This is a genomic window from Bradyrhizobium sp. USDA 4516, assembly GCF_054055915.1.
Map to the genome: position 1 here is coordinate 2,539,292 of NZ_JBSRXT010000001.1, position 24,978 is coordinate 2,564,269.

At 58.9% G+C, this 24,978-nt stretch carries 17 protein-coding genes and 1 tRNA gene; 7 read left to right on the forward strand and 11 right to left on the reverse strand.

Annotated elements, in window-relative coordinates:
* Positions 1-797: 797 nt before the first annotated feature.
* From ACVI1L_RS11685 to ACVI1L_RS11695, 3 genes are all read right to left on the reverse strand, one after another.
* Positions 798-1,439 (reverse strand): hypothetical protein, encoded by a 642-nt coding sequence (locus ACVI1L_RS11685; protein ID WP_456782933.1) that lies wholly within the window; start codon positions 1,437-1,439, stop codon positions 798-800.
* Positions 1,440-1,847: 408 nt separating this feature from the next.
* On the reverse strand, positions 1,848-2,045 hold the full coding sequence (locus tag ACVI1L_RS11690) for a helix-turn-helix transcriptional regulator (RefSeq protein ID WP_456782934.1): 198 nt from the start codon (positions 2,043-2,045) through the stop codon (positions 1,848-1,850).
* 144 nt (positions 2,046-2,189) lie between these two features.
* Positions 2,190-2,912 (reverse strand): hypothetical protein, encoded by a 723-nt coding sequence (locus ACVI1L_RS11695; protein WP_456782935.1) that lies wholly within the window; start codon positions 2,910-2,912, stop codon positions 2,190-2,192.
* Positions 2,913-3,138: 226 nt separating this feature from the next.
* Between ACVI1L_RS11695 and ACVI1L_RS11700 the strand changes: the two genes are divergently transcribed.
* The 3 genes from ACVI1L_RS11700 to ACVI1L_RS11710 are packed head-to-tail and all read left to right on the forward strand — an operon-like array spanning position 3,139 to position 5,158.
* On the forward strand, positions 3,139-3,339 hold the full coding sequence (locus ACVI1L_RS11700) for a hypothetical protein (protein WP_456782936.1): 201 nt from the start codon (positions 3,139-3,141) through the stop codon (positions 3,337-3,339).
* The gene (locus ACVI1L_RS11705; protein ID WP_456782937.1) at positions 3,336-3,782 is read left to right on the forward strand and encodes a DUF2924 domain-containing protein; all 447 of its coding nucleotides are present in this window, start codon (positions 3,336-3,338) and stop codon (positions 3,780-3,782) included. Before ACVI1L_RS11700 ends, ACVI1L_RS11705 begins: the two co-directional genes overlap by 4 nt.
* Positions 3,779-5,158, forward strand: coding sequence for a recombinase family protein (locus ACVI1L_RS11710; RefSeq protein WP_456782938.1), 1,380 nt, complete (start codon positions 3,779-3,781; stop codon positions 5,156-5,158). Before ACVI1L_RS11705 ends, ACVI1L_RS11710 begins: the two co-directional genes overlap by 4 nt.
* A gap of 542 nt (positions 5,159-5,700) precedes the next feature.
* Here the strand turns inward: ACVI1L_RS11710 and ACVI1L_RS11715 are convergent.
* Positions 5,701-6,282, reverse strand: coding sequence for a hypothetical protein (locus ACVI1L_RS11715; RefSeq protein ID WP_456782939.1), 582 nt, complete (start codon positions 6,280-6,282; stop codon positions 5,701-5,703).
* A 51-nt stretch (positions 6,283-6,333) separates the two neighbouring features.
* A complete protein-coding gene (locus tag ACVI1L_RS11720) occupies positions 6,334-7,284 on the reverse strand; it encodes a metallophosphoesterase (protein WP_456782940.1) in 951 nt (316 codons plus the stop codon).
* Positions 7,285-7,865: 581 nt separating this feature from the next.
* Here ACVI1L_RS11720 and ACVI1L_RS11725 point away from each other — a divergent pair.
* Genes ACVI1L_RS11725 through ACVI1L_RS11735 form a run of 3 tightly spaced genes read left to right on the forward strand, consistent with a single transcriptional unit; the run spans position 7,866 to position 13,895 of the window.
* Positions 7,866-10,646, forward strand: coding sequence for a class I SAM-dependent DNA methyltransferase (locus tag ACVI1L_RS11725; RefSeq protein WP_456782941.1), 2,781 nt, complete (start codon positions 7,866-7,868; stop codon positions 10,644-10,646).
* Complete coding sequence (locus ACVI1L_RS11730) at positions 10,643-12,709, forward strand: DEAD/DEAH box helicase (protein ID WP_456782942.1); 2,067 nt, start codon at positions 10,643-10,645, stop codon at positions 12,707-12,709. The genes ACVI1L_RS11725 and ACVI1L_RS11730 overlap by 4 nt, the downstream gene beginning before the upstream one ends.
* Positions 12,699-13,895, forward strand: a complete 1,197-nt coding sequence (locus tag ACVI1L_RS11735; RefSeq protein WP_456782943.1) for a GIY-YIG nuclease family protein — start codon at positions 12,699-12,701, stop codon at positions 13,893-13,895. Before ACVI1L_RS11730 ends, ACVI1L_RS11735 begins: the two co-directional genes overlap by 11 nt.
* A gap of 122 nt (positions 13,896-14,017) precedes the next feature.
* Here the strand turns inward: ACVI1L_RS11735 and ACVI1L_RS11740 are convergent, their stop codons facing one another.
* From ACVI1L_RS11740 to ACVI1L_RS11760, 5 genes are all read right to left on the reverse strand, one after another.
* Complete coding sequence (locus tag ACVI1L_RS11740; RefSeq protein WP_456782944.1) at positions 14,018-16,828, reverse strand: class I SAM-dependent DNA methyltransferase; 2,811 nt, start codon at positions 16,826-16,828, stop codon at positions 14,018-14,020.
* A gap of 554 nt (positions 16,829-17,382) precedes the next feature.
* A tRNA-Ser gene (locus ACVI1L_RS11745) sits at positions 17,383-17,472 on the reverse strand.
* A 448-nt stretch (positions 17,473-17,920) separates the two neighbouring features.
* Complete coding sequence (locus tag ACVI1L_RS11750) at positions 17,921-19,372, reverse strand: trehalose-6-phosphate synthase (RefSeq protein WP_057021128.1); 1,452 nt, start codon at positions 19,370-19,372, stop codon at positions 17,921-17,923.
* Positions 19,373-19,574: 202 nt separating this feature from the next.
* Entirely contained in the window at positions 19,575-20,408 is an 834-nt protein-coding gene (gene otsB / locus ACVI1L_RS11755; RefSeq protein WP_375166737.1) for a trehalose-phosphatase, read from the reverse strand.
* Positions 20,409-20,411: 3 nt separating this feature from the next.
* The gene (locus ACVI1L_RS11760; protein WP_456782945.1) at positions 20,412-21,902 is read right to left on the reverse strand and encodes an MFS transporter; all 1,491 of its coding nucleotides are present in this window, start codon (positions 21,900-21,902) and stop codon (positions 20,412-20,414) included.
* Positions 21,903-22,143: 241 nt separating this feature from the next.
* On the opposite strand from ACVI1L_RS11760, the gene ACVI1L_RS11765 reads away from it, so the two are divergent.
* On the forward strand, positions 22,144-22,455 hold the full coding sequence (locus tag ACVI1L_RS11765) for a DUF3175 domain-containing protein (RefSeq protein WP_229192424.1): 312 nt from the start codon (positions 22,144-22,146) through the stop codon (positions 22,453-22,455).
* 165 nt (positions 22,456-22,620) lie between these two features.
* Here ACVI1L_RS11765 and ACVI1L_RS11770 read toward each other — a convergent pair whose 3' ends face one another.
* The gene (locus ACVI1L_RS11770) at positions 22,621-24,654 is read right to left on the reverse strand and encodes a methyl-accepting chemotaxis protein (protein ID WP_456782946.1); all 2,034 of its coding nucleotides are present in this window, start codon (positions 24,652-24,654) and stop codon (positions 22,621-22,623) included.
* Positions 24,655-24,978 lie beyond the last annotated feature (324 nt).

Sequence of the window (24,978 nt, forward strand, 5' to 3'; positions counted from 1 at the left end):
TCTCGTTCAAGAGACGAAATTAGAGCGTAGAGCGTTAGTCGCTGAATAGTATGAGCCATGTATTCACCTTGTAGTTGGTGAATTAGATCGACTTCGTATGATGAGAGTCAAGGTGGAAGAGACACCATGCGCCGAAGGTATTGTTGGATTGTGAGGCACGTGATGCCTCGCCCCGGAGGACACATTTCGGGATGATCTCTGGATCGCAACCGTGGCGATTCTAAATTGTTTCGGAACGAAAGCCTGCCGATCGGGATGCGCGACAAAATCTGCACGGCTCCATCAATGCGTCCTCATTCGGTGGGACATGCCGCTTCCAAAGAGACCTGCGGGTGGCTTTTTGTATTTAATTTCAACTTTTTGCCTGCAAACCAGGGAGACCGGTCGACGAGAACAACTCGTAGACTTCTGACCCACCCCCCCCGTTAAACAGGCCACAACCGCTTTCTCAGCCTTACGGCCACCGTCGCGTCCGCATCTTTCACCGACGGCGGAGCCCTCGAATGTTCGGTGGTGAAGGTTTGTTGCGGAGGACATAGGCGAGCAATCCCAGCGCTCTCACGCCGAGATGCTTCCCATGTCCTCAGCGATCATGCTCGGCGGAGCCAGGCCCGTCGCTATCGGACCCCGTGCATGCGATGGTGCCACACAGGTCGCGTCTACTTGCGGCGATCATCATCTCGCCGGCAGCCGCCCTCACGCTCGAGGCCGGGCTTGCTTTGGCTGCATCCCACGGTAGGCGATCAATATGCGCCGCCGCCGTTAACCGACCAGCGCATACGAACTCAAAAAACGAATTAAGAGCGCGCCGATGATAACAGGCCGGCGACCCTAGCTCTCATGCTGGCGCGGTGCTCCTCGCTAAACTCGACGATCGGCTCTGCCGCAAGAAGCCGGTGCAGCGTTCGGGTTTGCTTGTAAAGGGGGAAGGTCACAGTGATAGCAAGCTTCTTCAGCACGAAGGGAACGGGCCGCCATGCGCAGTCGTACGGTTCCCCGTGTTCATCGTTACCGCAGAAACCGCCGCTCCAGCTATCGATCGCAATTTCGACTGCCCATGATGGCACGTCCCTAAGTGCCAGAAGATAATGCTTCCCGGCTAGTTCGGCCTCTACAGCCGTGAGCCGCGCATTGCGAAATTGGCTCATGAGCAGCACTGTGATCTTGGCCAGCGTCGCCCGCTCCCAATCTTCATGCTGAGCTGGCGTCTGCTGAAAGAGGGCATTCACCTCTGAGACATAACGCTCAATCACCACTCTCTGATCTCGGGTCAAAACCAAGTTGACGGGGAGCGTCGGCAGCGTCCTGTATTTCCCGTCCACCAACGACCGCTGGCACTCGTCTTTCATCGATCGCACGCGCAAGTCGACCCATTCCGGCCAACACGGCATCTGGTCCAGATTGCGAACGTTGGGAAGCGGGATAGGAAGGACGGGCATAGATGCGCTCCGCGGCTGCAATTATCCAATTTCGCCAAGTGGCACTCCAGTCGCGTTTCGTAGCACCGGCGCCGACTTTGGCTATCCAGTAGTTCGTGAATTTTTCGGCTTCAGCCAGCGCACGCTCGTGGCTGAGACCACGGTCTAAGGCGAATTGCATTTCATGTGGCGTCGGCCGCCACCCGGCTGGCAGGCGGCAGCCACGTCCTTGATCCTGCCTCCGAACGGGAAGCGTTCCCTTCTTGGCCCGCTCAAGAGCCGCGACAAATGGCACTGCGCCATCAATCGAGCCTCCATGTTCAAAGTAGGTCTGGAGCTCTTGCGCGATCGGAGTAGGTCCGACCGAGGGATTAGCCTGATCGAATAAATCGGCGCTTTTGGATTTTGCTGCCATGACGAGCGATCGGATCAGCCTGCCCGACGATGTCCGTCGGCCCACGCAAGGAGATCCTGTTGCCGATAACGGACCGCGCGTCCCAGCTTAATGAAGGATGGACCGACGCCTGTCCTCCGCCAAGCTTGCAGCGTTCGAAATGAGATAGCGAGCAAACGCGCGGCCTGCTTCTCATTGAGCAGGGCGATACTGCCAAACTCGGGGGTAGTCATCGGAACCTCCTGGAGCGCGATCAAATACGATTCAGCGCTTCAAGGGGTAATTGGGCGGCGAGCCGGATCCAACCAGCTGTACGTCTGAACTGGACAATTTGGATTGCGTGTACGTCCGAACTGGCGAATTCGGAGTTGAATCCGTTACGGCTTGGCGCCGGCTTCCTTCAAAGCTGCACTCAAATGGTCTGAAATGGACTTCACGGCGAGAGGCTCTCGACCGAGCCCTTGCTTCTTCCGTTCGTCGTTTACGGCTTCTTCGATCTTCTTAGCTGTATTACGACTTTGGCCGTTCAGCTTCGGATGCTGCTTCCAGAATTCTTGTGCAATCGATAAGATCGATTGACGCTGCAATTCTCCCTTCGACTTCTTGGCTTGCCATCCTTTCGCTCTGTTGCCTCTTGAAATGTTCGCCTCGACCGCCAGCTCGTTAAGTTCACCAGCAGAGGAATGGAGGTGATGGAGGTACATCGCGCGGTATATATCGCTCAGCTCGTCGTCTCTGAATTTAGCAAACAGACGGGTGATCGCATGAAGAAGCTCGGCCGCTAAGCGGTCTTCGCTCAACGGCTCTGTCGAATCGCGCGCTATCTCAAACCAGGCATCCTCGCTTGCCGCGGCGGCAAGCTCCTCAGGCGTATATGCATGAGCATTTTCAATAGGCGCGAGAGGAGTTTTATCGGTAGGCAAGTGGCGAGCAATTAAGTGAGCACGCAGTCGGTTGGCAAGAGCGCTCAAAACCTCCTTCCCATTCGGCTGAAAGAAGAGCTCACTGAGGGCGCCCGTGTGGGTCTTGATGCCGACGTCGAGCAGGAACCCCCTCCGCCTGGTGCTGACAATTACCGGCTCCTTCTCTTTGGAGTACAATAGCTCTCTTACCTCCTGGAGAGGGACCGATCCGCGCTTCTCTTTTGACATGCAAAACCTGTGCAGTGATTCGGGTGTTCGACCGCAATTAAGTGCAATAGATCGTCTTCAAGACAGGAAAATCTGCAAATCATCCACGGCGACCATTTGCGATGCACCGCGTTTGACGCCCGCCAGCTGCGGCAAGCCAAAATCGACCTAGCGCGCGTCTTCAGTCGAATGCAGCTTGCTGGTCATGCATTCAGACGCTCTCCATCGCAATCAAGACGACCTGGCCGAATTGGGCTCGTTGCTGGCCGCCGGCCTCCAGCGTCTTCTGGAGCGAAAGTCCAGTCCTTTATCGCACCGCAGCGAAGAAAATCCGCTCGACTGTGGAGCGGTCGTTGAAGGTCATGTCCGGCGAAACAGCAAGGAAATGGCCCTGTGAAGACCCACGTCCTGTCGCAGCTGGCGGCCCTGAAGAGCGCCCCTGTCGACGTCCTTAAAGCCCGCTGGCGCGAGCTCTTTAATACCGAACCTCCGGCATACAACAGGCGCTTCCTGGAGAACCGATTGGCCTATCGCATTCAGGAGCTGGCTTATGGCGGCCTCGGTCGCGAGACCCAAGACCGCCTGAAGGCTATGGCCAAGCAATATGCCAATCAGGAGCCGGCTGAGCGTAAAGCTCGGCTCGCCTTGCGACCGATAGCTGGAACCAGACTGATCCGGGAATGGCAGGGCGCGGAGTATTCCGTGACGGTCCGGTTGAATGACTTCGAGTACCTTGGCCGCCCCTACAAGTCCCTCTCCTCTGTTGCCCGGGAGATCACAGGCACCAAATGGAATGGCTGGGTCTTTTTCGGCCTTAAGAACACTCTGGATCGCAAATGAGCTTGCGCCATCGCCCCAAAGCTGGCGCCAAGCGCTCGAGCAGCCTGTTTGATGCCGCTTCCCCTCTTAACGCTGTTCGTAAAGCGCGTTGCGCCGTCTACACTCGCAAGTCGAGTGAGGAAGGACTCGACATGGACTTCAACTCGCTCGACGCGCAGCGGGAGTCCTGTGAGGCCTACATCACCAGCCAAAGAGCCGAGGGCTGGGCCCCCGTTTCAGACCGCTACGATGATGGTGGCTTCTCGGGTGGCACGTTAGAGCGCCCTGCGCTCAAGCGACTCCTGGCGGACGTTAAAGCCGGGAAGATTGATGTCATCGTCGTCTATAAAATCGACCGCCTCTCTCGCTCGATGCTCGATTTCCTTCGGCTGGTCGAGTTATTCGAACAGCACGGCGTCACATTTGTCTCTGTGACTCAGTCCTTCAATACAAAGGACGCTATGGGCCGCATGGCGTTGAATATCCTGATCACGTTTGCGCAGTTCGAGCGAGAAGTGATCGGCGAGCGGATCCGCGACAAGGTCGCGGCGTCCCGTAGGCGTGGCAAGTGGATGGGCGGCTGGACGCCCCTCGGCTACGAAGTCCGCGACCGCAAGCTGCTCATCCACGAGCCGGATGCTGAACGCGTGCGATCGATCTTTCGACGATTTGTGCAGCTTAAGTCTGCAACGCTGCTGGCTCGCGAACTCGTCGCCGCCGGTGCGAAAAACCGATATGGCCACGTGCTCGACAAAGGGGTCCTGTACAAGATCCTCCACAACCGGGTTTATATCGGCGAAGCGGTGCATAAGGGTACGTCGTATCCCGGCGAGCACGAAGCGATTATCGATCGCAAGCTCTGGGACCAGGCCCACGGCATCTTAAAGGTGAGCCCCCGCAAGCGAGCAAACAACGCTCGGGCGCGATCGCCAGCACTGCTGAGAGGCCTCCTCTTTGCTCCTGACGGGGCAGCCATGACGCCAACCAACACACGGAAAGCCGGGCGGCTCTACCGCTACTACATCAGCCAGACGGCTCTGAAGCAGGGCAGGTCCGACTGCCCGGTCAGAATGGTGCCAGCTGCCGAGATCGAACGGATCGTCGTTGATCAGGTTCGCCTCATCCTCCAAACGCCCGAAGTCATCGTCCAGACTTGGCGTGCCGTGCGCAAGCAACGCAAGGACGTCAATGAGAACGATGTCCGCGAAGCGCTCCTCGGGTTTGACGAACTATGGAATGAGCTGTTTCCGGCGGAGCAAGCTCGCATCGTTGAGCTGCTCGTTGAGCGCGCCGATCTTGGGTCGGACAAGCTGGACATCACGCTCAAGGTCGAGGGCCTAACCTCACTCACTAACCAACTCAGCACACAGCCCGTCGTCCAACAAGCTGCCGAATGACCCGCCCCGCTCCCATTACCATCGGCGTACCCGGCCGCCCCAAATTGGGCCGTGATGGCCGCACTATTGTTGTGAGCATACCGATTTCGCTGCGCCGACAGGGAGGCCGGAAGCGCGTTGTTACCCCGGCCGACTCATCGCCCTGGTCACCGGCCCCCGCGTATGTCGATAACACCATGATCAAGGCGCTTGTTCGCGCTCATCGATGGCGCGGTATGCTCGAGTCCAACCTATTTGCCTCGGTCCGAGACTTGGCAAAGGCCGAAAAGATCAATGAATCTTATCTCTGCCGCGTTCTTCGGCTGACTCTTCTGTCACCGACGATCACTGAGGCCATCCTTAACGGCCAACAACCAGAGGGCTTGGATCTCGCACGGCTACTCCAATCGCTTCCAGTCGAATGGGATCAACAGCGGGCTCTTCTCCAGGCAACGACGTGCAATAGGTAACTCGCGCCCAAGTACAGGCAGACTACACCCGCATGATGCAGACAGCCGTCGCCGTTCCGGGGGCTCTAAGTGAACCGATTGGGCTAGCGCAGATCAAAGCAGCTTCTGTTGCCAGAGTACGCAGATTTCTTGAAAGTCAGCAGCGTACTTGCCCTTGATGGCGGCGATCTTAGCCTCGGTCTCCTTTTGCAGGAGGCCGTAGTTGCTCATGTTGAGATAGATCACAAGCTTGCACTTCTTGCCGTAGCCCTTATTCTTCTTGCGCTTGATTGCTTTCTCAAGCTGCACCGGAATATCCAGGGCGCGGCGTCTCCAATTCTCAGCGTCGCCATCGAGGGGCTTCGCACCGTCCTTGTATTCGTCCCCTCGTTTTCGTCCTTCTTCCATCACTTCCGTGACTTCGATGTTAATGGGCTGTTCGGGCGTGCCTATTTGTCCGTCCGGCCATTGATCACTGGGTTGAGCCAACCGAACTTTTTCCGTCGTTCGGCATCGCGTAAACGTCTCGAGTGCCATGGCGTCGCGAAGGAATTGGGTTTCGTTGCGGTTAAAGAGCGCCTCGCTGTCGACCGCATCGGCGAGTTCGTCAATCTTCTTCTTAAATTGCTCAGGTGTTTGCCACGCTTCGAGCGCCTTGCGCCCATCTGCCAGTTTCACGAGATCCAGCTCTGCCATGCAATGCTACTCCGGCTGCTTCTAGCGTGCGACTCGGGGGTGGATCCGATGTTAGTTATCCGGTGTTGCTCGCTCAATTGGAAACCCAGCAGCGACGTAAGCGATGTTGTGAGGTGAAAGTACCCTTTCGCCGGACCACCGATAAGCGGTCAGAAACCCGCCCTTTGCCACGCTGAAATCGAGGCAAGCCGCATATTCACTCGAGAGCGACGGCTCTCCACGAAGCCAGTAATGGCCGAAGAAGACCGGCGTTTCGTCTTTGTATTGATAGTCCGTCACCAGCGGCAGATCGGGCAAGGTGGTCTCCTCCCCGTCCATGCCCAGCGCCGCGGTTCGATAGGTTACCGCCGCTGCATCCCACCAGCGAATGCGCACGTCCTGGCGCCTGTGGCCATCCTTGTCGAAGAAGAAGCGTCCGTCCGGGAGTGGTACCTCGGGCCCCTTTAGCAACACCTCGGCAGCCTGGTAGGCAGGAGTACCGCGCTGGTTAGCCGTTCGGAATCCTTGCTGGGTGAACCGATGACCAGGATCGAGGCAGCCGGCCAGTGCCCCTTGCGCTACGCTGTTCCAGCACGCATGGATTACGCGCAGGCCGGGAAGGTCTAGCCAGACCGGTAATTCTCTGAACCACTCAAGCGCTTGTTGGTACGCACCCGGCTTTTCTCGAGCCTGCCTAACAAACTCCTCGTGCTGATGGTTATTCTTTTCCGTATGCGGTCGGAGGAAGCCTCCCTTCCCATCCGGCTCAGCCCACCCCAGCGCATTGAACTCGTGGTTGCCCATAACGGCCAAAGCCAGTCCTGTCTCGCACATTCGCTTCGCGATTTGCAGAACGGCTAGCTGCTCAGGCCCACGGTCGACGAAGTCACCGACAAAAATCACCCGGCGCTCCGGATGGCGAAAGAGACCATCGACCTCTTGATATCCGAGAGCGGCCAAAAGCCGCCGCAGAGCGTCAGCGTGGCCGTGGATGTCACCGATGATATCGAATTTGTCTGTCATCAGGAGCAGGAACGTACAGTCATTTGCGGCTGAACTGGCCTATCAGGCCAGCGCAGATTCGCCCATCGAATGTTATGGAACAGTCTGTCCGGCAGCGCCAGATAAGCCCTTCTAGTAGCTTGAACTACCTGAAATGACTGCCATAAACTCCCTTTCGGCGCCACAACGGTTCCACAGAAGCGAGGGTCAGTGGCGGGGCGGGTGCGTTATCTCATTGAGGAGACCTGCTCGATCCTCTGGCGAGCGCCCGAAGCCTCGTTTGGTTGAGCGACCGACAGCCTGCACCTCGATCAGAACCCTCAGTGCGAAAGTTCGCCTTTCGAAGACGCCGCTGAGCCGAGAAAAGGGCTTCCTACCGAAGCCAAAGCCATCCTGAAAGCGTCGCGAGCTTATCCGGGCCCTCCAAGGAGCATCCGACGATGACGGCTCCCAAGCGCTGGGCACTCTTCTTGCGGGCTCTACCATTGGTGTAGTTGAAGATGGAAGATGTTAGGCAAGAAACTGCCATCGACATGATAGCGCTATGTTGAGTGCTTGGGCCGGACAAAACACCAGGCGTTTTACCTTTTGGGGCGGGACCTATGAATGCCGTTGAAATCGAAGAGGCTATTTCGGCTTTGGCCGAGCAGCCCTTCAACGCGACCGAGTTTCCCTTCGCTTTCCTTCAAGCTTTCGGCAACAAGGAAACGACCCTCAAGCGCTTGCGAAAGGGCGAGTCGAACAAGTCGGACCTTTGCGGCGTCCTTCAGACTAACAACATCCACATCGCCGTTGCCGCGCCCGGCGAGGTCACGAAGACCTTGGCTGCCCTAAGGGTAAGTCCGGCGACCGCAAAAGCGAAGGCTAAGTTCGTCCTGGCGACGGACGGTGACTCGTTTGAGGCCGAAGACCTTACAAGCGGCGAAGCGCTTGCGTGCGCCTTTAGGGACTTCCCCGACCACTTTGGTTTCTTCCTACCCCTGGCCGGTATCGCGACCATTGCGCAGGTTCGTGAAAGTTCCTTCGATATCCGCGCGACCAGCCGCCTCAATCGCCTCTATGTCGAACTGCTGAAGGACAATCCCGATTGGGAAACGGCGACCCGCGGCCACGACATGAATCATTTCATGGCGCGGCTGATCTTTTGCTTTTTTGCCGAAGACACCGACATCTTCCGCAAGGTCGACCTGTTTACCGACACAGCCGAGCAAATGAGCGAGAAGGATTCGTCCAATACGCATGAGGTGATAAGCACAATCTTCCGCGCGATGAACACGAAGATCGATGATCGAGCGGCTGCAAAGCTGCCCCGGTGGGCAGACGCATTTCCCTATGTGAACGGCGGCCTGTTTGCGGGCAGCACCGAGGTGCCACGATTTAGCAAGATCGCTCGCTCTTACCTTATCCATATCGGTAGGCTCGATTGGAGGAAGATCAACCCCGACATTTTCGGATCGATGATCCAGGCCGTCGCCGACGAAGAAGAGCGTGGCGCCCTCGGCATGCACTACACTAGCGTGCCAAACATCTTGAAAGTGCTGAACCCGCTGTTCCTTGATGAGTTGCGCGCGCGGCTAGAGGAAGCCGGAGATAATCCCCGCATGCTGCTCAATTTGCGCAAGCGCATGGCGAAGATCAGGGTATTCGATCCGGCCTGCGGCTCCGGCAATTTCCTCGTCATCGCCTACAAGGAAATGCGGGCGATTGAAGCCAAGATCAACAAGCGACGCGGCGAGGCTGGTCAGCGAACCGAAATTCCCCTGACCAATTTCCGAGGGATCGAAGTGCGCGACTTCCCGGCCGAGATCGCGCGCCTTGCCCTCATTATAGCGGAATATCAGTGCGATATCCTGCATCGCGGCCAGAAGGAGGCTCTCGAGGAATTTCTGCCGCTAGACACGCAGAACTGGATCACCTGCGGCAACGCGCTGCGACTCGACTGGCTAAGTATCTGCCCGCCTACCGGAACAGGGGTGAAGCTTCAGGCGGACGACCTGTTTAGCACCCCGCTCGATCAAGCGCAGATTGACTTCGAGAACGAAGGCGGAGAAACCTACATCTGCGGGAATCCGCCTTACCGCGGCAGCCAATGGCAGACCGATCAACAGAAGTCCGACCTGAAAGCCATCTTTGAGGGACGCACGAGCAACTGGAAGTCTCTCGATTATGTAGCCGGCTGGCTCATAAAGGCGGCCGACTATGGCGCGGCTACCAGAGCGGTTGCTGCGTTCGTGACAACGAATTCAATCTGTCAAGGACGGCAGATTGATACGCTCTGGTCGCTAATTTTTTCGACCAAGCACGAGATTGCCTTTGCCCATAGCTCCTTCAAATGGGCGAACCTAGCGAGTCACAATGCAGGCGTGACCGTCGTAATTGTGGGTATCTCAAACCACGCCGGCCGAACACGATTGTTGTTTTCGGAGACCGAGGGTGCCGAAGCCATTGTGAAGGCCGTCGACAACATCAATGCCTACTTAGTCCCAGGGCCAAACGTCGTCGTAGGCCAACTCTCGCGTCCCCTCAGCATGGTCAACGAAATGACCTTTGGCAACATGCCGAACGACGGCGGCCACCTTCTGCTGACTGCCGAAGAGGGATCGTTGGCTGTAGATCGTCACGGCGTCGAGCAAACGTTCGTTCGCCCGTTCTTAGGCTCGCAGGAGTTCATCAACGGCATCGAGCGTCGATGCATCTGGGTAGGCGAGGCCGACCAGAATAAAGCCCGGAATAATGCTTGGCTCTTCAGTCGCTTCGAAGCCGTGGAAGCACAACGGCTTGCGAGCAGTCGAGCAACAACGGCGAAACTTAGCAGCGTGCCGTTCAGATTTGGTGAGGTCCGACAGAGAGGAGATGAGACAGTTATTATCGTGCCGAGCGTCTCATCTGAGAGGCGCCAGTACCTACCGGTGGGATACTCGCCTGCGGGAACGATTGTCAGCAATCTAGCCTTTGCATTTTTTGATGCCCCGATTTGGAATATGGCATTGATCGCTTCGCGATTACATCTCGTCTGGATAGCGACGGTTTGCGGCAAGCTGGAAACTCGATACCGCTACTCCAACACACTCGGTTGGAACACCTTCCCCGTCCCCACTCTTACTGAGAAAAACAAAGCCGACCTTGCCTGCTGCGCGGAAGAGATCCTGTTGGCTCGCGAAGCGCATTTCCCGGCGACCATTGCTGACATGTATGATCCCGAAAACATGCCCACCGATCTACGGGAAGCGCATGAGCGCAACGATGAAGTCTTGGAACGCATCTATATTGGTCGCCGCTTCCGCAACGATACTGAACGGCTGGAGAAGCTGTTTGATCTCTACACCAAAATGACCGCGGCGAGCGGAACGGCCAAGAAGGCAAAGCTAGAGACAGGCACATGACCGACGGAACGAAATTAATCCCATCCATTTCAGTCAATTATGCCCGCAACGGCAACTCGACCAAGGCAAACGCCCTTGGGATGCGGCCAATGCAGGAGCGCGCGTATGAGCGGCGTGGCGAGCAATACCTGCTTATCAAGTCGCCGCCTGCCTCCGGCAAGAGCCGCGCGCTCATGTTCATCACTCTAGACAAGCTCGCTAATCAGGGCATCAAACAGGCGATCATCGTGGTGCCGGAAAAATCCATTGGCGCGAGCTTCCATGACGAACCTCTGACTAAACATGGGTTCTTTGCCGACTGGACTGTTGAGCCGAAATGGAACCTCTGCGACGCCCCTGGCTCGGACAACGGCGGCAAAGTCAATTCCGTCGGGACATTCTTGGAAGGCGGCGACAAGGCGCTGGTCTGCACGCACGCCACCTTCCGCTTTGCAGTTGAGAAGTTCGGAGTCGAGAAGTTTGACGACCGGTTGATCGCCGTCGACGAGTTTCATCATGTTTCGGCCAACCCTGACAACAAGCTCGGATTTCATCTCGGCCAGTTCATCGCCCGCGAGAAGGTCCATATCGTTGCGATGACGGGTTCTTATTTCCGCGGGGATGCGGAAGCGGTGCTCGCCCCGCGAGACGAGGCCAAGTTCGATACCGTCACCTATACCTACTACGAACAGCTCAACGGCTACGAGTATCTCAAGCAACTCGACATAGGCTACTTCTTCTATTCGGGCTCCTATACCAACGACATTCTGAAAGTTCTCGACTCTACGGAAAAGACAATCATCCATATCCCCAGCGTCAATTCGCGCGAAAGTACGAAGGACAAGATCAAGGAGGTGGAACACATCATCGAAGAACTGGGCGAGTGGCAGGGAGCCGATCCCACGACCGGTTTTCAGTTGGTCAAGACGGCCTCAGGCCGCGTTATCAAGATCGCCGATCTGGTCGATGATGACGTGACCAGCCGCGACCGCGTGTCCGCCGCTCTAAAAGACTCGGCGCAGAAGAACAATCGTGACCATGTGGACATTATTATTGCGCTTGGCATGGCCAAGGAAGGTTTTGATTGGATTTGGTGCGAACACGCGTTGACCATCGGATACCGGGCGAGCCTGACCGAAATCGTGCAGATCATCGGCCGCGCTACCCGCGACGCGCCGGGCAAGACTCGCGCTCGTTTTACGAATCTGATCACCGAGCCGGATGCGGCGGCGGACATCGTCGCGGAAGCGGTGAACGATACACTCAAAGCCATCGCGGCCAGCTTATTGATGGAGCAGGTGCTTGCGCCGCGTTTCGAGTTCAAGCCTAAGAACCCAGACAACACGGCGACGCCCGGCTTCAAGTATGGCGAGGGCGGGTACGATCCGAACAAGACCAATGTCGGCTTTAACGAACAAACTGGGCAATTCCAGATCGAGATCAAGGGACTAGTCGAACCCAAGAGCAAGGAAGCCGAACGCATCTGCCGCGAGGATTTGAACGAGGTTATTGCCGCCTTCGTGCAGGACAAAGCCACCATCGAACGCGGCTTGTTCGATGAAGAACTTGTGCCCGAGGAACTGACGGTCGCTCGCATGGGCAAGATCATCAAGGACAAATACCCCGAACTGGACGAAGCGGATCGGGAATCCGTGCGCCAGTACGCTGTCGCTGCCCTGAATCTCACGCAACAAGCTAAAAAAATCGTCCTCGCTGACGTGGGAGGCTATGATCAGCCGAGCGCAAACACTGCCCTGATTGACGGTGTGCGCAAGTTTGCGATGGACGTACGCGAACTGAACATTGACCTCATCGACCGTATCAATCCTTTCGGCGAGGCCTATGCCATCCTCGCCAAGACGATGAGCGAGGATAGCCTGAAACAGGTGGCAGCGGTGATTTCCGCAAAGCGCGTCAGCCTCACGGTCGACGAGGCACGCGAGCTTGCGAAGCGGGCTTTGAAATTCAAGCAAGAACGTGGGCGCTTACCCTCAATCACATCAAGCGACGCTTGGGAAAAACGGATGGCTGAGGGGGTTGCCTTCCTTGCGCGCAAGAAGGCGGAGGCAGCCCGTGGCGAATAAGTTCACCAACGAGGACGATGCCCTTCTCGAAGAATTGGGCGTTAAGGTCGAGACTAAGAAAGAGACGGGCCGCACGGCGCGAGAGGAACGTGTCATCGCAGGGTTTGAGGAAATCCAACGTTTTGTCGATCAGCACGGCCGTGCGCCCCAGCACGGCAAAGGCCGCGACATATTCGAGCGATTGTATGCGGCGCGTCTCGATCGGCTGCGTGAAGCCGATTGTCTGGCTCTGCTAGAGCCGGTCGACCGTCAGGGCCTCCTGGCGGGCGCAACACCTGCGCCGGTCGCCACCGTCGATGATTTGAACGATGATGCGCTTCTAGCGGAATTGGGAATGAATGTAACCGAAGGCGACATCACCAAACTCAGACATGTCCGCTCCGCTGCTGACAAAAGGGCGGCGGAGGAAATCGCCAATCGAACCAAATGCGAGGATTTTGACCGGTTCAGGCCCCTGTTCGCGCGGGTCAAAAAGGAGCTCGACGGTGGAGTACGCGAAACGCGCCCCTTCCAAATGATGGCCGAAATCAAGAAAGGCGAGTTCTTTATCGTCGGCGGACAGATCGCCTATGTCGCGGAATTGGGAAAGGAATTCATTTCGCGATATGACCGCCGCGACAGCCGGCTGCGCGTGATCTATGATAACGGGACAGAAAGTGATGTTCTGTTACGCTCACTTCAGCGGGCGCTTCACCGCGACGAAGCCGGACGGCGCATAACCGATCCTGTTGCGGGGCCGCTGTTCGGCAGCGAAGGCGAGAGCGGCGATCACGCAAGCGGCATCATTTATGTCGCCCGAAGCAAATCCGACCATCCAGTGGTCGCCGCAAGCCGCGACGTTTTGCACAAGATCGGCGTGACGGGCAGTAAGGTTGAGACGCGAATCACCAACGCGCGGCTCGATCCGACCTTCCTGATGGCGGACGTAGAAATCGTAGCCACATACAAACTTTCCAATATTAGCCGCACTAAGCTTGAAAACCTCATCCACCGAATCTTTGACCCCGCACGGCTCGATATCAAGATTAACGATCGCTTCGGGAATCCAGTGACCCCGCGCGAATGGTTTCTGGTGCCGCTGTTCGTAATCGACGAGGCAGTTGATCGCATCAAGGACGGGACGATCACTGACTATGTCTACGATCGAAATAGCGCGGCCTTGGTGCGTGCGAGGCACCTACGATAGTCTTGCATGGACGTGATCGAGAAATAATACGAAAATTCGGTGAAGCTCAGCTCCAAATACGCGTGCAACCGAACGAAGGATGAACTCGCCGCCCACGCCGACATTCCCAGTCTCCTTTTTGATCACGGAGCCTCTGCTTGCGGAGCCTGTTCGCGCCCCCGTCGTCGTGCAGGGCGAGCCGCCACTTGCAATGGTGCAACAGCACGCTCGTAGAGAGCCAACAAAAACGTAACGCGGTCTGCGTCAGATTGAAATCCCGATTGCCTATAAAGGCGATCGACGGCCACGTCGAGATTGCGGTGCGCCCGCCGAAGGTTGGGGGTCATCGCTATTGGGTCATACATATCTTCGTAGCTTACTGAGCCGGCCTGGGTCCGAGCATCAAGAACACGTTGAGCGAGATTTGAAATTCGTGACCGCTGGGTGGCGTTGGCTTCGGGCCATACGAAGCAATTGTAGTTGATGCCCGAAGAGTATCGGAGCCGGCTTTCAAGACGGCCACCTATTAGCCGCGCCCAAGCCATATGCATACGGGACGTGATTATGCCGAAATGCCAGAGATCCGCGCCTTCGATGATCCGCAACAGGTTGGACGGAATAGTTGGTGGGCTAAGCCATCCGATGGGGATGTATTCCCGGTTTTCCGAGCTGACCTCAGGAATGGCCAAATAATCGGCGGTAGGTATGCTCTCGACATTGAACCGAGTTGGGAAGTCGGCAATTCGTAGGGTTTGCGCCCTCTTACTTGCCTTCCTAAATTTCTTCACAAGCGCTAGCCGGTTCCGCACGCGGGGCATCGCCCTCAGCTGGGCAGGCGTGGCGTTCTGGAGCGCCAGAATCCACCTGCCCGCCCCGCTCAGAAATTCCGTGGTGCCCCAAAAGGGGCGCATGAACCGCCTAGCTTTGGGCTCTTGTCTCAAAAACACCGCACGTTCATCGGCGTTGAAAATCAGATGAGAATTGTCAATCGGCTGCGTTCCTGACTCGATAGCAGGCACATCCGCCAACGGCCGATTTCTTTCTGTTACAACCACGTGAGGATCGGCAAGCCCTGACGCATCCAGTAGGTAAGCTGATAGCGCAGGGTGCCTTGTTTCGTGCGGATTTGCGTAGGGGTCGCTGTAGGAGAACAAGCGCTTAAAATTGGGCTGACGGCTTCGAGGTGCGAGGCCAATAATCACAACATGAACGTGAGCGGCCCCCCTTGCCTCTGACTCCCAGGCGAATGTCCGGTGGGCAAATGAAATCTCCAACTGATACCGGCCAAAAAGGGATGGCCACAATTGTGCTACCTGCTCGCCTTGGGTAATGGAATTTGTCGCAACAAACCCAATCAGCGCATTGCCACCTCGTTGGACAAACTCTCCGGCCTTAAAAAACCAAGCCGTCACGAAATCCAGCGTTCCACCGGACCGACCAAGATTTGCGATTCTCCGAACCTGAGCCCTCTGGAATGTGCTCTGATATTTTGCGCCACCGAATGGCGGGTTTCCGAAAACAAATGAGCAGTCGGAGGGAGAAAGGACTTCCGTCCAATCCATCTCAAGTGCGTCCCCGCAGCGGATTGAGGGAGATGTCTTTAGCGGTATACGAACATATGATTCACCAAATTCTTCGGAGAGTTGATTGTTCGCGATATGGTCAGTTAGCCAAAGCGCGACCTCCGCAATCAGGGTCGCAAACTCATCCAACTCAATCCCGAAAAACTGGTCCACGTTCACATGGGACAAAGAGGCTACGTCTAGCCAGCCTTGCCGCCGGTCCGGAAACAGCGACTTTAGTATTTCGAGCTCAAGCAGACGCAGCTCGCGATAGGCGATGACCAGGAAATTTCCGCAGCCACAAGCTGGATCAAAAAGGCGTAATCCAGCTATTTTGTCCTGCAGTCGATGCAGCGCAGCCTCTCGTCCTCTTTGCAAGGCCTTGCACCTTGCCAGCTCTGCCCTTAGCTCGTCCAAAAACAGCGGTTCGATTACCTTCAGAATGTCACGCTCGCTTGTGTAGTGAGCGCCTTGCTTTCGCCGCTCAACGGGATTCATAACAAATTGGAACAAGGAGCCAAAGATCGCAGCAGATATCTCCGACCATCGAAAATCGCACGCTTCCAGCAGCAGATTCCGCATGTTCGTGTCAAAGATAGCCGCCGGCAGATGCTCCTCGAATAGCCTGCCGTTGATGTAATCGAACCGGGCTAAGTCCGGATCAAGTGTTGATTGCCGTTGTTCTCGCGGAGTGTTCAACACCTCAAATAGATGGTTCAGCCAAAGACCTAGATCGCTGCCGTCCTCGCGAGTACGATCTTGGATAAGTGCGGCGAAATCTCCGGGTTCGAAGATGCCAGTGTGCTCTGCGAAGAGACAAAAGAGCAGGCGAACTAGCAATCGCTCCAACGCATGGCCTCTATATCCTGTTGCCTCCAACGCGTCGTGCAGCTTCCCCATAAGATTGGCCGCATCGATACTCGCGGGATCGTGGTCCCGAAATTGGCGTGTTTGGATTCCGAGCATAAAACCAAACGTATTTACGTGCCGGGGAAATTCCTTAAGCTTGAACTTGAGAGGCGGCGCGCCCTCGTCCAAATCGTACAGTTCGAACGTCTGAAAATCGCTCAAAAGGATGTAACGCGGCAGCTCCGAGTCCTTAAGACCCGGAAAGTAGTCCAGCGCCTGTGTCTTGGCGGGTGCGAGATCGCGGCCGGCGCTCTTTTGCTCAACAAGCAACGTGCCTTTCCAAAACAGGTCTATGAAGCCCCTTCTCGCACCGAGGAGGCGGACCGGCTCTTCATAGCTCGCAACTCTTCGGCGACGAACGCCGAAGACCTCAAAAAACTCATTGTAAAAACTTTGAGTATCGCCCTTCTCGTAGCGCGCGTCCTTCCACTCGTCTGCGAACCGTGCTGCTCGCACACGAATCTCGTTCCAGCCTATGTGCATTCTAGAGCGCCCCTTACCCTCCGATTACGACGACGACGCTCTCCGCCTTTGAGATACGTTGGGGCAAGCGCGCATGGACTATCGAGCTGCACAGGGATGGTAGTGCACCCTTCCTAGAAATCCATGTCGGAGGCAATAGCACGAAAATAGTAGTTAAGCGCGGCTTCGAAACCAAGATTGTGGACCAATGGACGAGTAGCCAATTCTCACATGCGTTCTAGTGAGCGTGCAGGGGTGTCGCCTAAGGAAGCGTGGAGACCACCGATCGGGGGCCTCATCAAAAAAGAAGGACCTGAAGGATCTTGGCCTCGGCGAGAACGCGTCGCTTGAGCGAGAGAGATTCAAAACCGGCCCCCTATGAGGGCTTTGTTTTCCGTGAAATGTCGTACCGTACCGATTTCTAGCGTTCTAGGATTCGGAGAAAAATGCATTCTCCACCGCCATTGACGACCTCGTTTTTAGTACGGCCGCATTCTCCAGGGCGAGAAAATGCACGAAAACGGCCGAGTTTTCGGGCCTGTCTCCGTTTCGAGGTACGAAAATCCGGGACAAAGTGGCGGAGAGAGTGGGATTCGAACCCACGGTACGGTTTCCCGCACACACGCTTTCCAAGCGTGCGCCTTAAGCCACTCGGCCATCTCTCCGGGAGGCCCTCTCTTGAAGGGCTGAGGCGGATTTTGCAAGGGAGCGCAGGCCGGGAGCGCGAAATTTCCACAACAGATTGAAAACATTGGGTAAATTGATAGCGACGGCAGCCGCGCGCTGCGGCCTTGCGCGTGGACGCGCGCGATTTTGGCCGGCGGTCGGTCAGGGACCGGCGCAAATCAATGAGTGCATCCGATCAGCCCGCCTCTTCGTCCGGAGGCTCGCCGCAGACGAGAGCCGGGAATCTATTGGACCGCATCGCTCCTGGAAGAACGGATGCCGGATTCCCGCTTTCGCGAGCCCCGTCGCGGGAACGCGAAGTTACGACCACTGGCCGCGCAACACATTCAGTGTCGTTCCCTGCCTAGTGCGCAATTACGCATTAGCAGGGACGACAGAACCGCGGATGGGCGAACTAACGCACCCACCCTGCATCGTCATGCTCGCTCAGTGATAGCGCGCGGCAAAATCCGCCGTGCGGCGCGGCCACAGGGTTGGTGGCTCCGGCAGCGCCGCGTTTCCCGCATTGTGCGTATCCTGCAGCGCCTCGATGAAGTCGGCGAACCATTGCTGGATGGTGCCGCTGTTGAGCTTCTCCATCATGGCTTCCCAGCGCATCCGCCGCTCGGTCAGCGGCATCGCGAGGGCCGTCGCCAAGGTGCGCGCCATGCCGTCGATATCGTGCGGATTGACCAGCAGCGCCGCGTCGAGCTCGTTCGCCGCACCGGCGAATTTCGACAGCACCAGCACGCCGGGGTCCGCCGGGTTTTGCGCGGCGACATATTCCTTGGCGACGAGGTTCATGCCGTCCTGCAGCGGCGTCACGACGCCGACCTGCGCGGTGCGGTAAAGGCCTGCGAGCACGCCCTGGCCAAAGCCCTTGTTGAGGTAGCGGATCGGCGTCCAGTCGACCTCGCCATGCACGCCGTTGACGTCGGTGACGAGCTTCGCCACCTCGCTCTGCAGATTGCCGTAGGCTTCGATCGCGCCGCGCGAGGGCGTTGCGATCTGCAGCAGCGACACCGAACGTTTCAGGTTCGGATGCAGCGTCCACATCTTGTCGAACGCCTTGATGCGGTTGACGAGGCCCTTGGAGTAGTCGAGCCGGTCGACGCCGATCGCGAGCTTCTCGCCGTTGAGACTGCGCCGCAGCCGCGTCACGTCGGGATGCGTCATCGCCTTGGTCGCCTGCTGCGCGAACTTGCCGGGGTCGATGCCGATCGGAAACACCGCGGCGCGGGTGCGGCCGAACGACGAATTGATCACGCCGTCGCGCACCTCGAAGTCGAGATCGTGCTGCACATAGCTCAGGAAGTTCTCGCAGTCCTCATCGGTCTGGAAGCCGATCAGGTCATAGGACAGCATCGCCTCGATCAGCTCGCGATGATTGGGCACGCCCGCGATTACCGCGCGCGCCGGCCATGGCGTGTGCAGGAAGAAGCCGATCGGCTGCGTGACGCCGAGATCGCGCAGCTCGGCGCCGAGCGCGAGGAAATGATAGTCCTGGACCCAGAACACGGAATCCGGCTTGCGGAAGCGCAGCAACGCGCGCGCCATGAACGCGTTCACTTCGCGATAGCTCGCGTAGTCCTCGCGAGACGCACGAATCAGATCGGCGCGCGAATGCATCGCGGGCCACAGCGCCGAATTGGCAAAGCCTTCGTAATAGCCGCCATAGTGCGCGGCCGGCAGATCGAGCATCGCCAGCGCGCCCGCCCCGAGCGCTTCGACCTCTGCGAAAGGTTCCTTCAGGTTCCCGTCGCGGACGCGTCCGCTGGAACCCACCCATATTGCCCCTGTCTTTTCCACCACCGGCAACAATGCCGCAGCCAGCCCCCCCGTCATGGGTTCATTGGGTTTTCCGCGCGAGACGCGGTTCGATACGACGACGAGGTTCACCAGGTCCCCTCCTGTTGGTCAACTCGCGTATTAACAACCATTCATCAAGATGGTTCCTGATCAAGGAATCTCCCAATTGAAACCAAATTCTGGCGAACACGCACGGAACTCGCGGGAACTCGCGAAAAGAAAATTACGCGCGAGGTTGACGCCACGACGCAAAAGCACCGTATTCGATTCGCCTGCGATGAATGCGTTTCGGTTAGGACAGGCTGACGTCCCTATCAACGTCGAGCAGATGCGCGAGGAATTCGCGCACATCGCTCGGTCCGTCGAAATGTCCGGCGACGCCGGTTGCGCGACGGCCGACGGAGAACGCTAGACCGTCGAAATCGGGCATGATCGCGAACACGGTCTCGTCGGTGACGTCGTCACCGATGAAGAACGGGCGCCGTCCCTTGAACGGCTCATGCGTCATCAGCTCGAGCACGCCGGTCGCCTTGGTGAAGCCGGAATGCTTGATCTCGCAGACGCTCTTGCCCGGCAGCACCTCGATCGGCGCATTCGGCAACTCGGCGCGGATCAGCGACACCGCTTCATAGATCGCCTTCTCCGCCTGCGGCGCCAGCCGGTAGTGCAGCGCCAGCGAATAGCCCTTGTCCTCGAGCAGAATGCCGGGGCTGAGCTTTGCGATCGCGGCAAGACGGCGCTTCAACTCCTTGTCGAGCGGCGGCGCGTGTGCGGCGACCGCCTCGCTGTCCGGCTGCAGCCGCATCTCGGCGCCGTGGCCGCCGATCGCGGGAAACACTTCCGGCGCGAAGATCAGGTCGATGTCGTTGAGGGAGCGGCCGCTGACCAGCGCCAGCGCGCCGTGGGTGCGCTCATGCAGCTGCTTCAGCGTGGTCGACAGTTCCGGCGGCACCCAGACCTCGCGCGGCGTCGGCGCGAAATCGAGCAGGGTGCCGTCGATGTCAAGCAGCACCGCGGCCTGGCGGAGCGGCGGGATCAGCGACGCCGGCGTCGGCACGCTGTCCGTCCTGGCGTCAGGGGCGATGTCATCATCCATGGGCATTTCGGCCACGTCATGCTTCGTCATAGTCTACTCCACACATGCCAGTGGTCGCGCGACAGATTCGAGCGATTTCCGCTCGGCCGCGACGGCATAGCGCCATGCGACCGCTGCGGCGACCATCATGAGCGCCGACCCCAGCAGGTAGCCGGCGAAGACACTGTTGCGCGATCCGGTGTCGATCAGCACGCCGAACAGCGCCGGTCCAATTACGCCGCCAATGCCGGTGCCGATCGCATAGAAGGCGGCGATCGCGAGCGCGCGGACCTCCAGCGGAAACGTCTCGCTGACGGTGAGATAGGCGGCGCTCGCGGCCGGCGAGGCGAAGAAGAAGATCACCATCCAGGCGATGGTCTGGGTCTGCGCGCTGAGCACGCCGATCGAGAACAGATAGCCGGACAGCGCCAGCAGCACGCCCGAGATGCCATAGGTCAGCGCGATCATGGTGCGGCGGCCGAGCGTATCGAACAGGCGGCCGAGCAGCAGCGGCCCGAGGAAGTTTCCGGCGGCGAAGGGCAGGATGTACCAGCCGACATTGCTGGCGGCGACACCGAAGAAGTCGGTCAGGATCAATGCGAAGGTGAAGAAGATCGCATTGTAGAAGAACGCCTGCGCGGCCATCAGCGTGAGCCCGACCAGCGAGCGCTGCCGGTAGGTGGAGAACAGCGTCACCGCGACCTCGCGCAGCGGCGTGTGATCACGCATCCGCAGCCTGATCTTCTCGAAGTCCGCGCTCGATTGTTCGTGGCCGAGCACGGAGGTCTCGATATCGGCGACGATCTTGTGGGCCCGGTCGGGATAGCCGTGGATCATCAGCCAGCGCGGGCTCTCCGGAATCCACATCCGCATCAACAGCACGACGAGGCCGAGCACCGCGCCGGTGAAATAGGCGATCCGCCAGCCGTGGTCCGGCGCAAGGAACGCGGGATCGAGCAGGATGATGGCGCTCAGCGCACCGATCGCCGCCCCGATCCAGAAGCTGCCGTTGATGACGAGATCGGTCCAGCCGCGATAGCGCGCCGGCACCAGTTCCTGGATGGTCGAGTTGATCGCGGTGTATTCGCCGCCGATGCCGGCACCGGTGAGAAAGCGAAACAGCGCGTAGCTCGCGACATTCCACGACAGCGCGGTCGCGGCGGTCGCCGACAGATAAAGCGCGAGCGTGATGAAGAACAGCTTCTTGCGCCCGATCCGGTCGGTGAGCCAGCCGAAGCCCAGCGCGCCGAGCACGGCGCCGGCGAGATACGCGCTGCTGGCAAGACCGACATCGGCATTGGAGAAGCTCATCGTCGGGCTGTCCTTCAGCGCACCCGACAATGCACCCGCGAGCGTCACTTCCAGCCCGTCGAGGATCCAGGTGATGCCAAGCGCCAGCACGACGCGGGTGTGAAAGCGGCTCCAGCTGAGATTGTCGAGCCGGACCGGAATCGAGGTCTCGATGATGCGGTCATCGTCCGGCGTGACCGGAGCCACGGCCTGTCGCGTCGTCGCGGAACTCAATTGTGTCGGCTGCACTGTCATCAGAATCGACCAATGAGAAAAACCCCGGAACGATCTGTTCCAAGGTTCACTCACCCGGAATTGCGGCAAACGGAGTGCCCGCCACGCGGTGTCAACGCGGCAGGCCGGCAAGGGTTCCCGCAATGCGGCATAGGAACCACGATCGCGGTGAACTGTTCTCGGCTCAAAACACACGGAGGCATCGATGGCCGCACACAAGAAAGCAACACGCAAGACGGCAAGGACATTACCGGCACGGTCCATGGGCACGACGCGTCGCAGGCGCGGCGCAAGCAAGAGGACGGCGAAGCGCTGGTCGCAGCGGGTGACAAAGGAGAGCGACGCGCTCGACCTCAAGCGCGGCGTGTTCAAGCAGACCAGCGCGAAGAAGATCGCATCATCGCTGAAGCGGTCCGCCGAGCACAGCGCGCGCCGCAAGAGCGGCGCCTATCGTTCCGCGCTCTCGATGCTGACCTTCTATATCAACCGCGCCGGCAAGACGCTGCCGAAGACCGAGCGGTCGCGGCTGGAGCGCGCCAAGGTCGAGTTGAAGCACCAGTTCGGACGAGATTAATCGCATCATCTCGCCAACCAAACAGCGTCGTCCCGGCGAAAGCCAGGACCCATACGCCGCGGCCCAACAAAAGGGCACGCGGCGAGTTGCACTTAAAACAATAGTGAGTGGTGATTATGGGTCCTGGCTTTCGCCAGGACGACGATGGATAGATCCGCGCGCGCCTTATGCCGCGCGGATATTGGCCATAAAGCGGTCGAGCTCCTCGCGCAGCCGCGAGCTCTCGACCGACAGCGAGCGGGCCGAATTCAGCACCTCTTCGGAAGCAGCTCCGGTCTCGGTGGCGCCGCGATTCACCTGGGTGACGCTGGACGCCGCTTCCTGTGTGCCCTGCGCGACGTTCTGCACGCTGCGCGCGATCTCCTGCGTTGCCGCGCTCTGCTGCTCGACCGAGCTTGCGATGTTGGTCGCGATGCCGGAGATCTGCCCGATAGTGCCGCCGATCTCCTTGATAGCGGCGACCGATTCCTGCGTCGCCGCCTGCATGCCCGAGATATGGGTGGAGATCTCGTCGGTGGCCCTGGCGGTCTGGCTCGCCAGCGACTTCACCTCGGCCGCAACCACCGCGAAGCCGCGGCCGGCATCGCCGGCGCGCGCGGCCTCGATGGTGGCGTTCAGCGCCAGCAGATTGGTCTGCTCGGCGATCGCCGTGATCAGCTTGACGACGTCGCCGATCTCCTGCGCAGCGCGCGAGAGCTTGCCGATCCGCGCGTCGGTCTGCTCGGCCTGACGCACGGCGGAATCCGCGATCTGGCTCGACTCCTTGGCGCGGCGGCCGATCTCGTCGACGGACGCCGACAGCTCCTCGGTTGCGGAGGCGACCGATTGCATGTTGCTGGAGGCTTCCTCCGAGGCGCCGGCGACCTGGCTCGACAGGTTCTGCGTGGTCTCCGCCGTCCGGGTCAGCGTACCGGCCGCGGATTCGAGTTGCACGGCTGAGGCCGACACGTTGGAGACAATCGAGCCGACCGCGGATTCGAATTCGTCGGCAAAACGAATCAGCTCGTTGCGCCGCGCGGTCGCACTTGCCTTGTTCTGCGCTTCCTGGGTCGCGGCATCGCGTTCGGCCTTGGCGATCGCCTGGACCTTGAATTCCTCCACGGCGCCGGCCATCTCGCCGAGTTCGTCGCGGCGGCCGAGGCCCGGCAGCACGACGTCGAAATTGCCCGCCGCGAGCTCGCGCATCGCCGCACACATCGCCGCGATCGGTCGCGAAATACCCTTGCCCAGCAGGAACGCCCAGACCAGCCCGAGCACGAAGCTGCCGGCGGCGAGCATCAGGATCAGCTGCTCGGTCTCGCCGATCATGGTGTGCGATTCGTTTTCAAGCCGCTTCTGGTCGGCGAGCAGATCGGACTTCATCGCCGCCGCGCCCTGGCTGATGGCGGCCGCGGACTCCGTCATCTCGACGGTCAGTTCGTCGATCGACTTCGCGTTCGCGATCAGCTTGGCGAGCGCCTCGCGGTACTCTTCGAGCAGCGCGGTGATGTCCTTCACGCTCTGGGTGATCCGCTCGTTATTCGAGGTGATCGCCTTCACCAGATTGTCGGCGAATTTCAGCCGGGCGAGCGCGCTCGAAGCGACCGTCTTGTCGCCGTTGACGACGAAGGTATTGACGGCCCCGGTGATCGACTGGAGCTGGTCGGTCACCTTCTTGGCGCCGAACTGGATCGACTGCAGCTCGGAATCATCGGCATTGCTCGGAAGATCGTCGAGCTTGTAGCGCATCGAGGTCGCGCTGCGGGTCAGCTTGTTCTGCGCGGTCTGTGCGCTGTCGTCCTTGATGCGGACGATCTCGGTGAAGATCTTGGTGAAGGCGCGGAATTCGCGCTCCAGCTTGGTGATCTGCTCGAGCCGGGCCGGATTGGTGGTGCCCTTCATCGACGCCATGATGGCGTCCTTCAGGCTGCCCTCGGCGGCGAGCGCGGCCTTGGCGTCGTCCTCCTTGCCGGTCGCGACGAAGTAGCGCGCCAGCGAACGGTAGGAGATCAATTCGCGATCGATGTTGCGGGCCAGATCGGCTTCCGCGACGCTCTGGCGATAGGAGCCGACGCCGGCGGAGACCCGCTCGAAGCCCATATAGGCAAAGCCCATGGTGGCTGCCGAAAGCGCCAGCGTGACGGCAAAGCCGAGCATGATCTTGGCGCGAAATCTGAGGGTTGGGATCCTGATCGACAACGATCGCTTCAGCCCCGGCATTCCAACCCCCGTCTTCATTCTGAAAACCACGCGAGGTCCGGCAGCAACCCGCCCCAGACCCCGGAGCGCAAAACTAAGGCAGAATCGATAAGGCCCGGTAAATGGGCAGCGGCCGCCGGGCCCGGCGCGATACTACCTTGGTCGGGCTAGGCGGGTGGGTAAGGTGATTGACGCGCAGGTCCGGCCCGATAGTTTAGAACCGATCAAATCCTGTCCCTGCCCGGGCCAGGAGAACACACATCGGGAGGTGTCCCATGTCATCGCGTCGACCGGCGCCATTGGCGCTTGCGGCGAGCGTAGCTGCCGGCGCAATAGCCCGGCCAA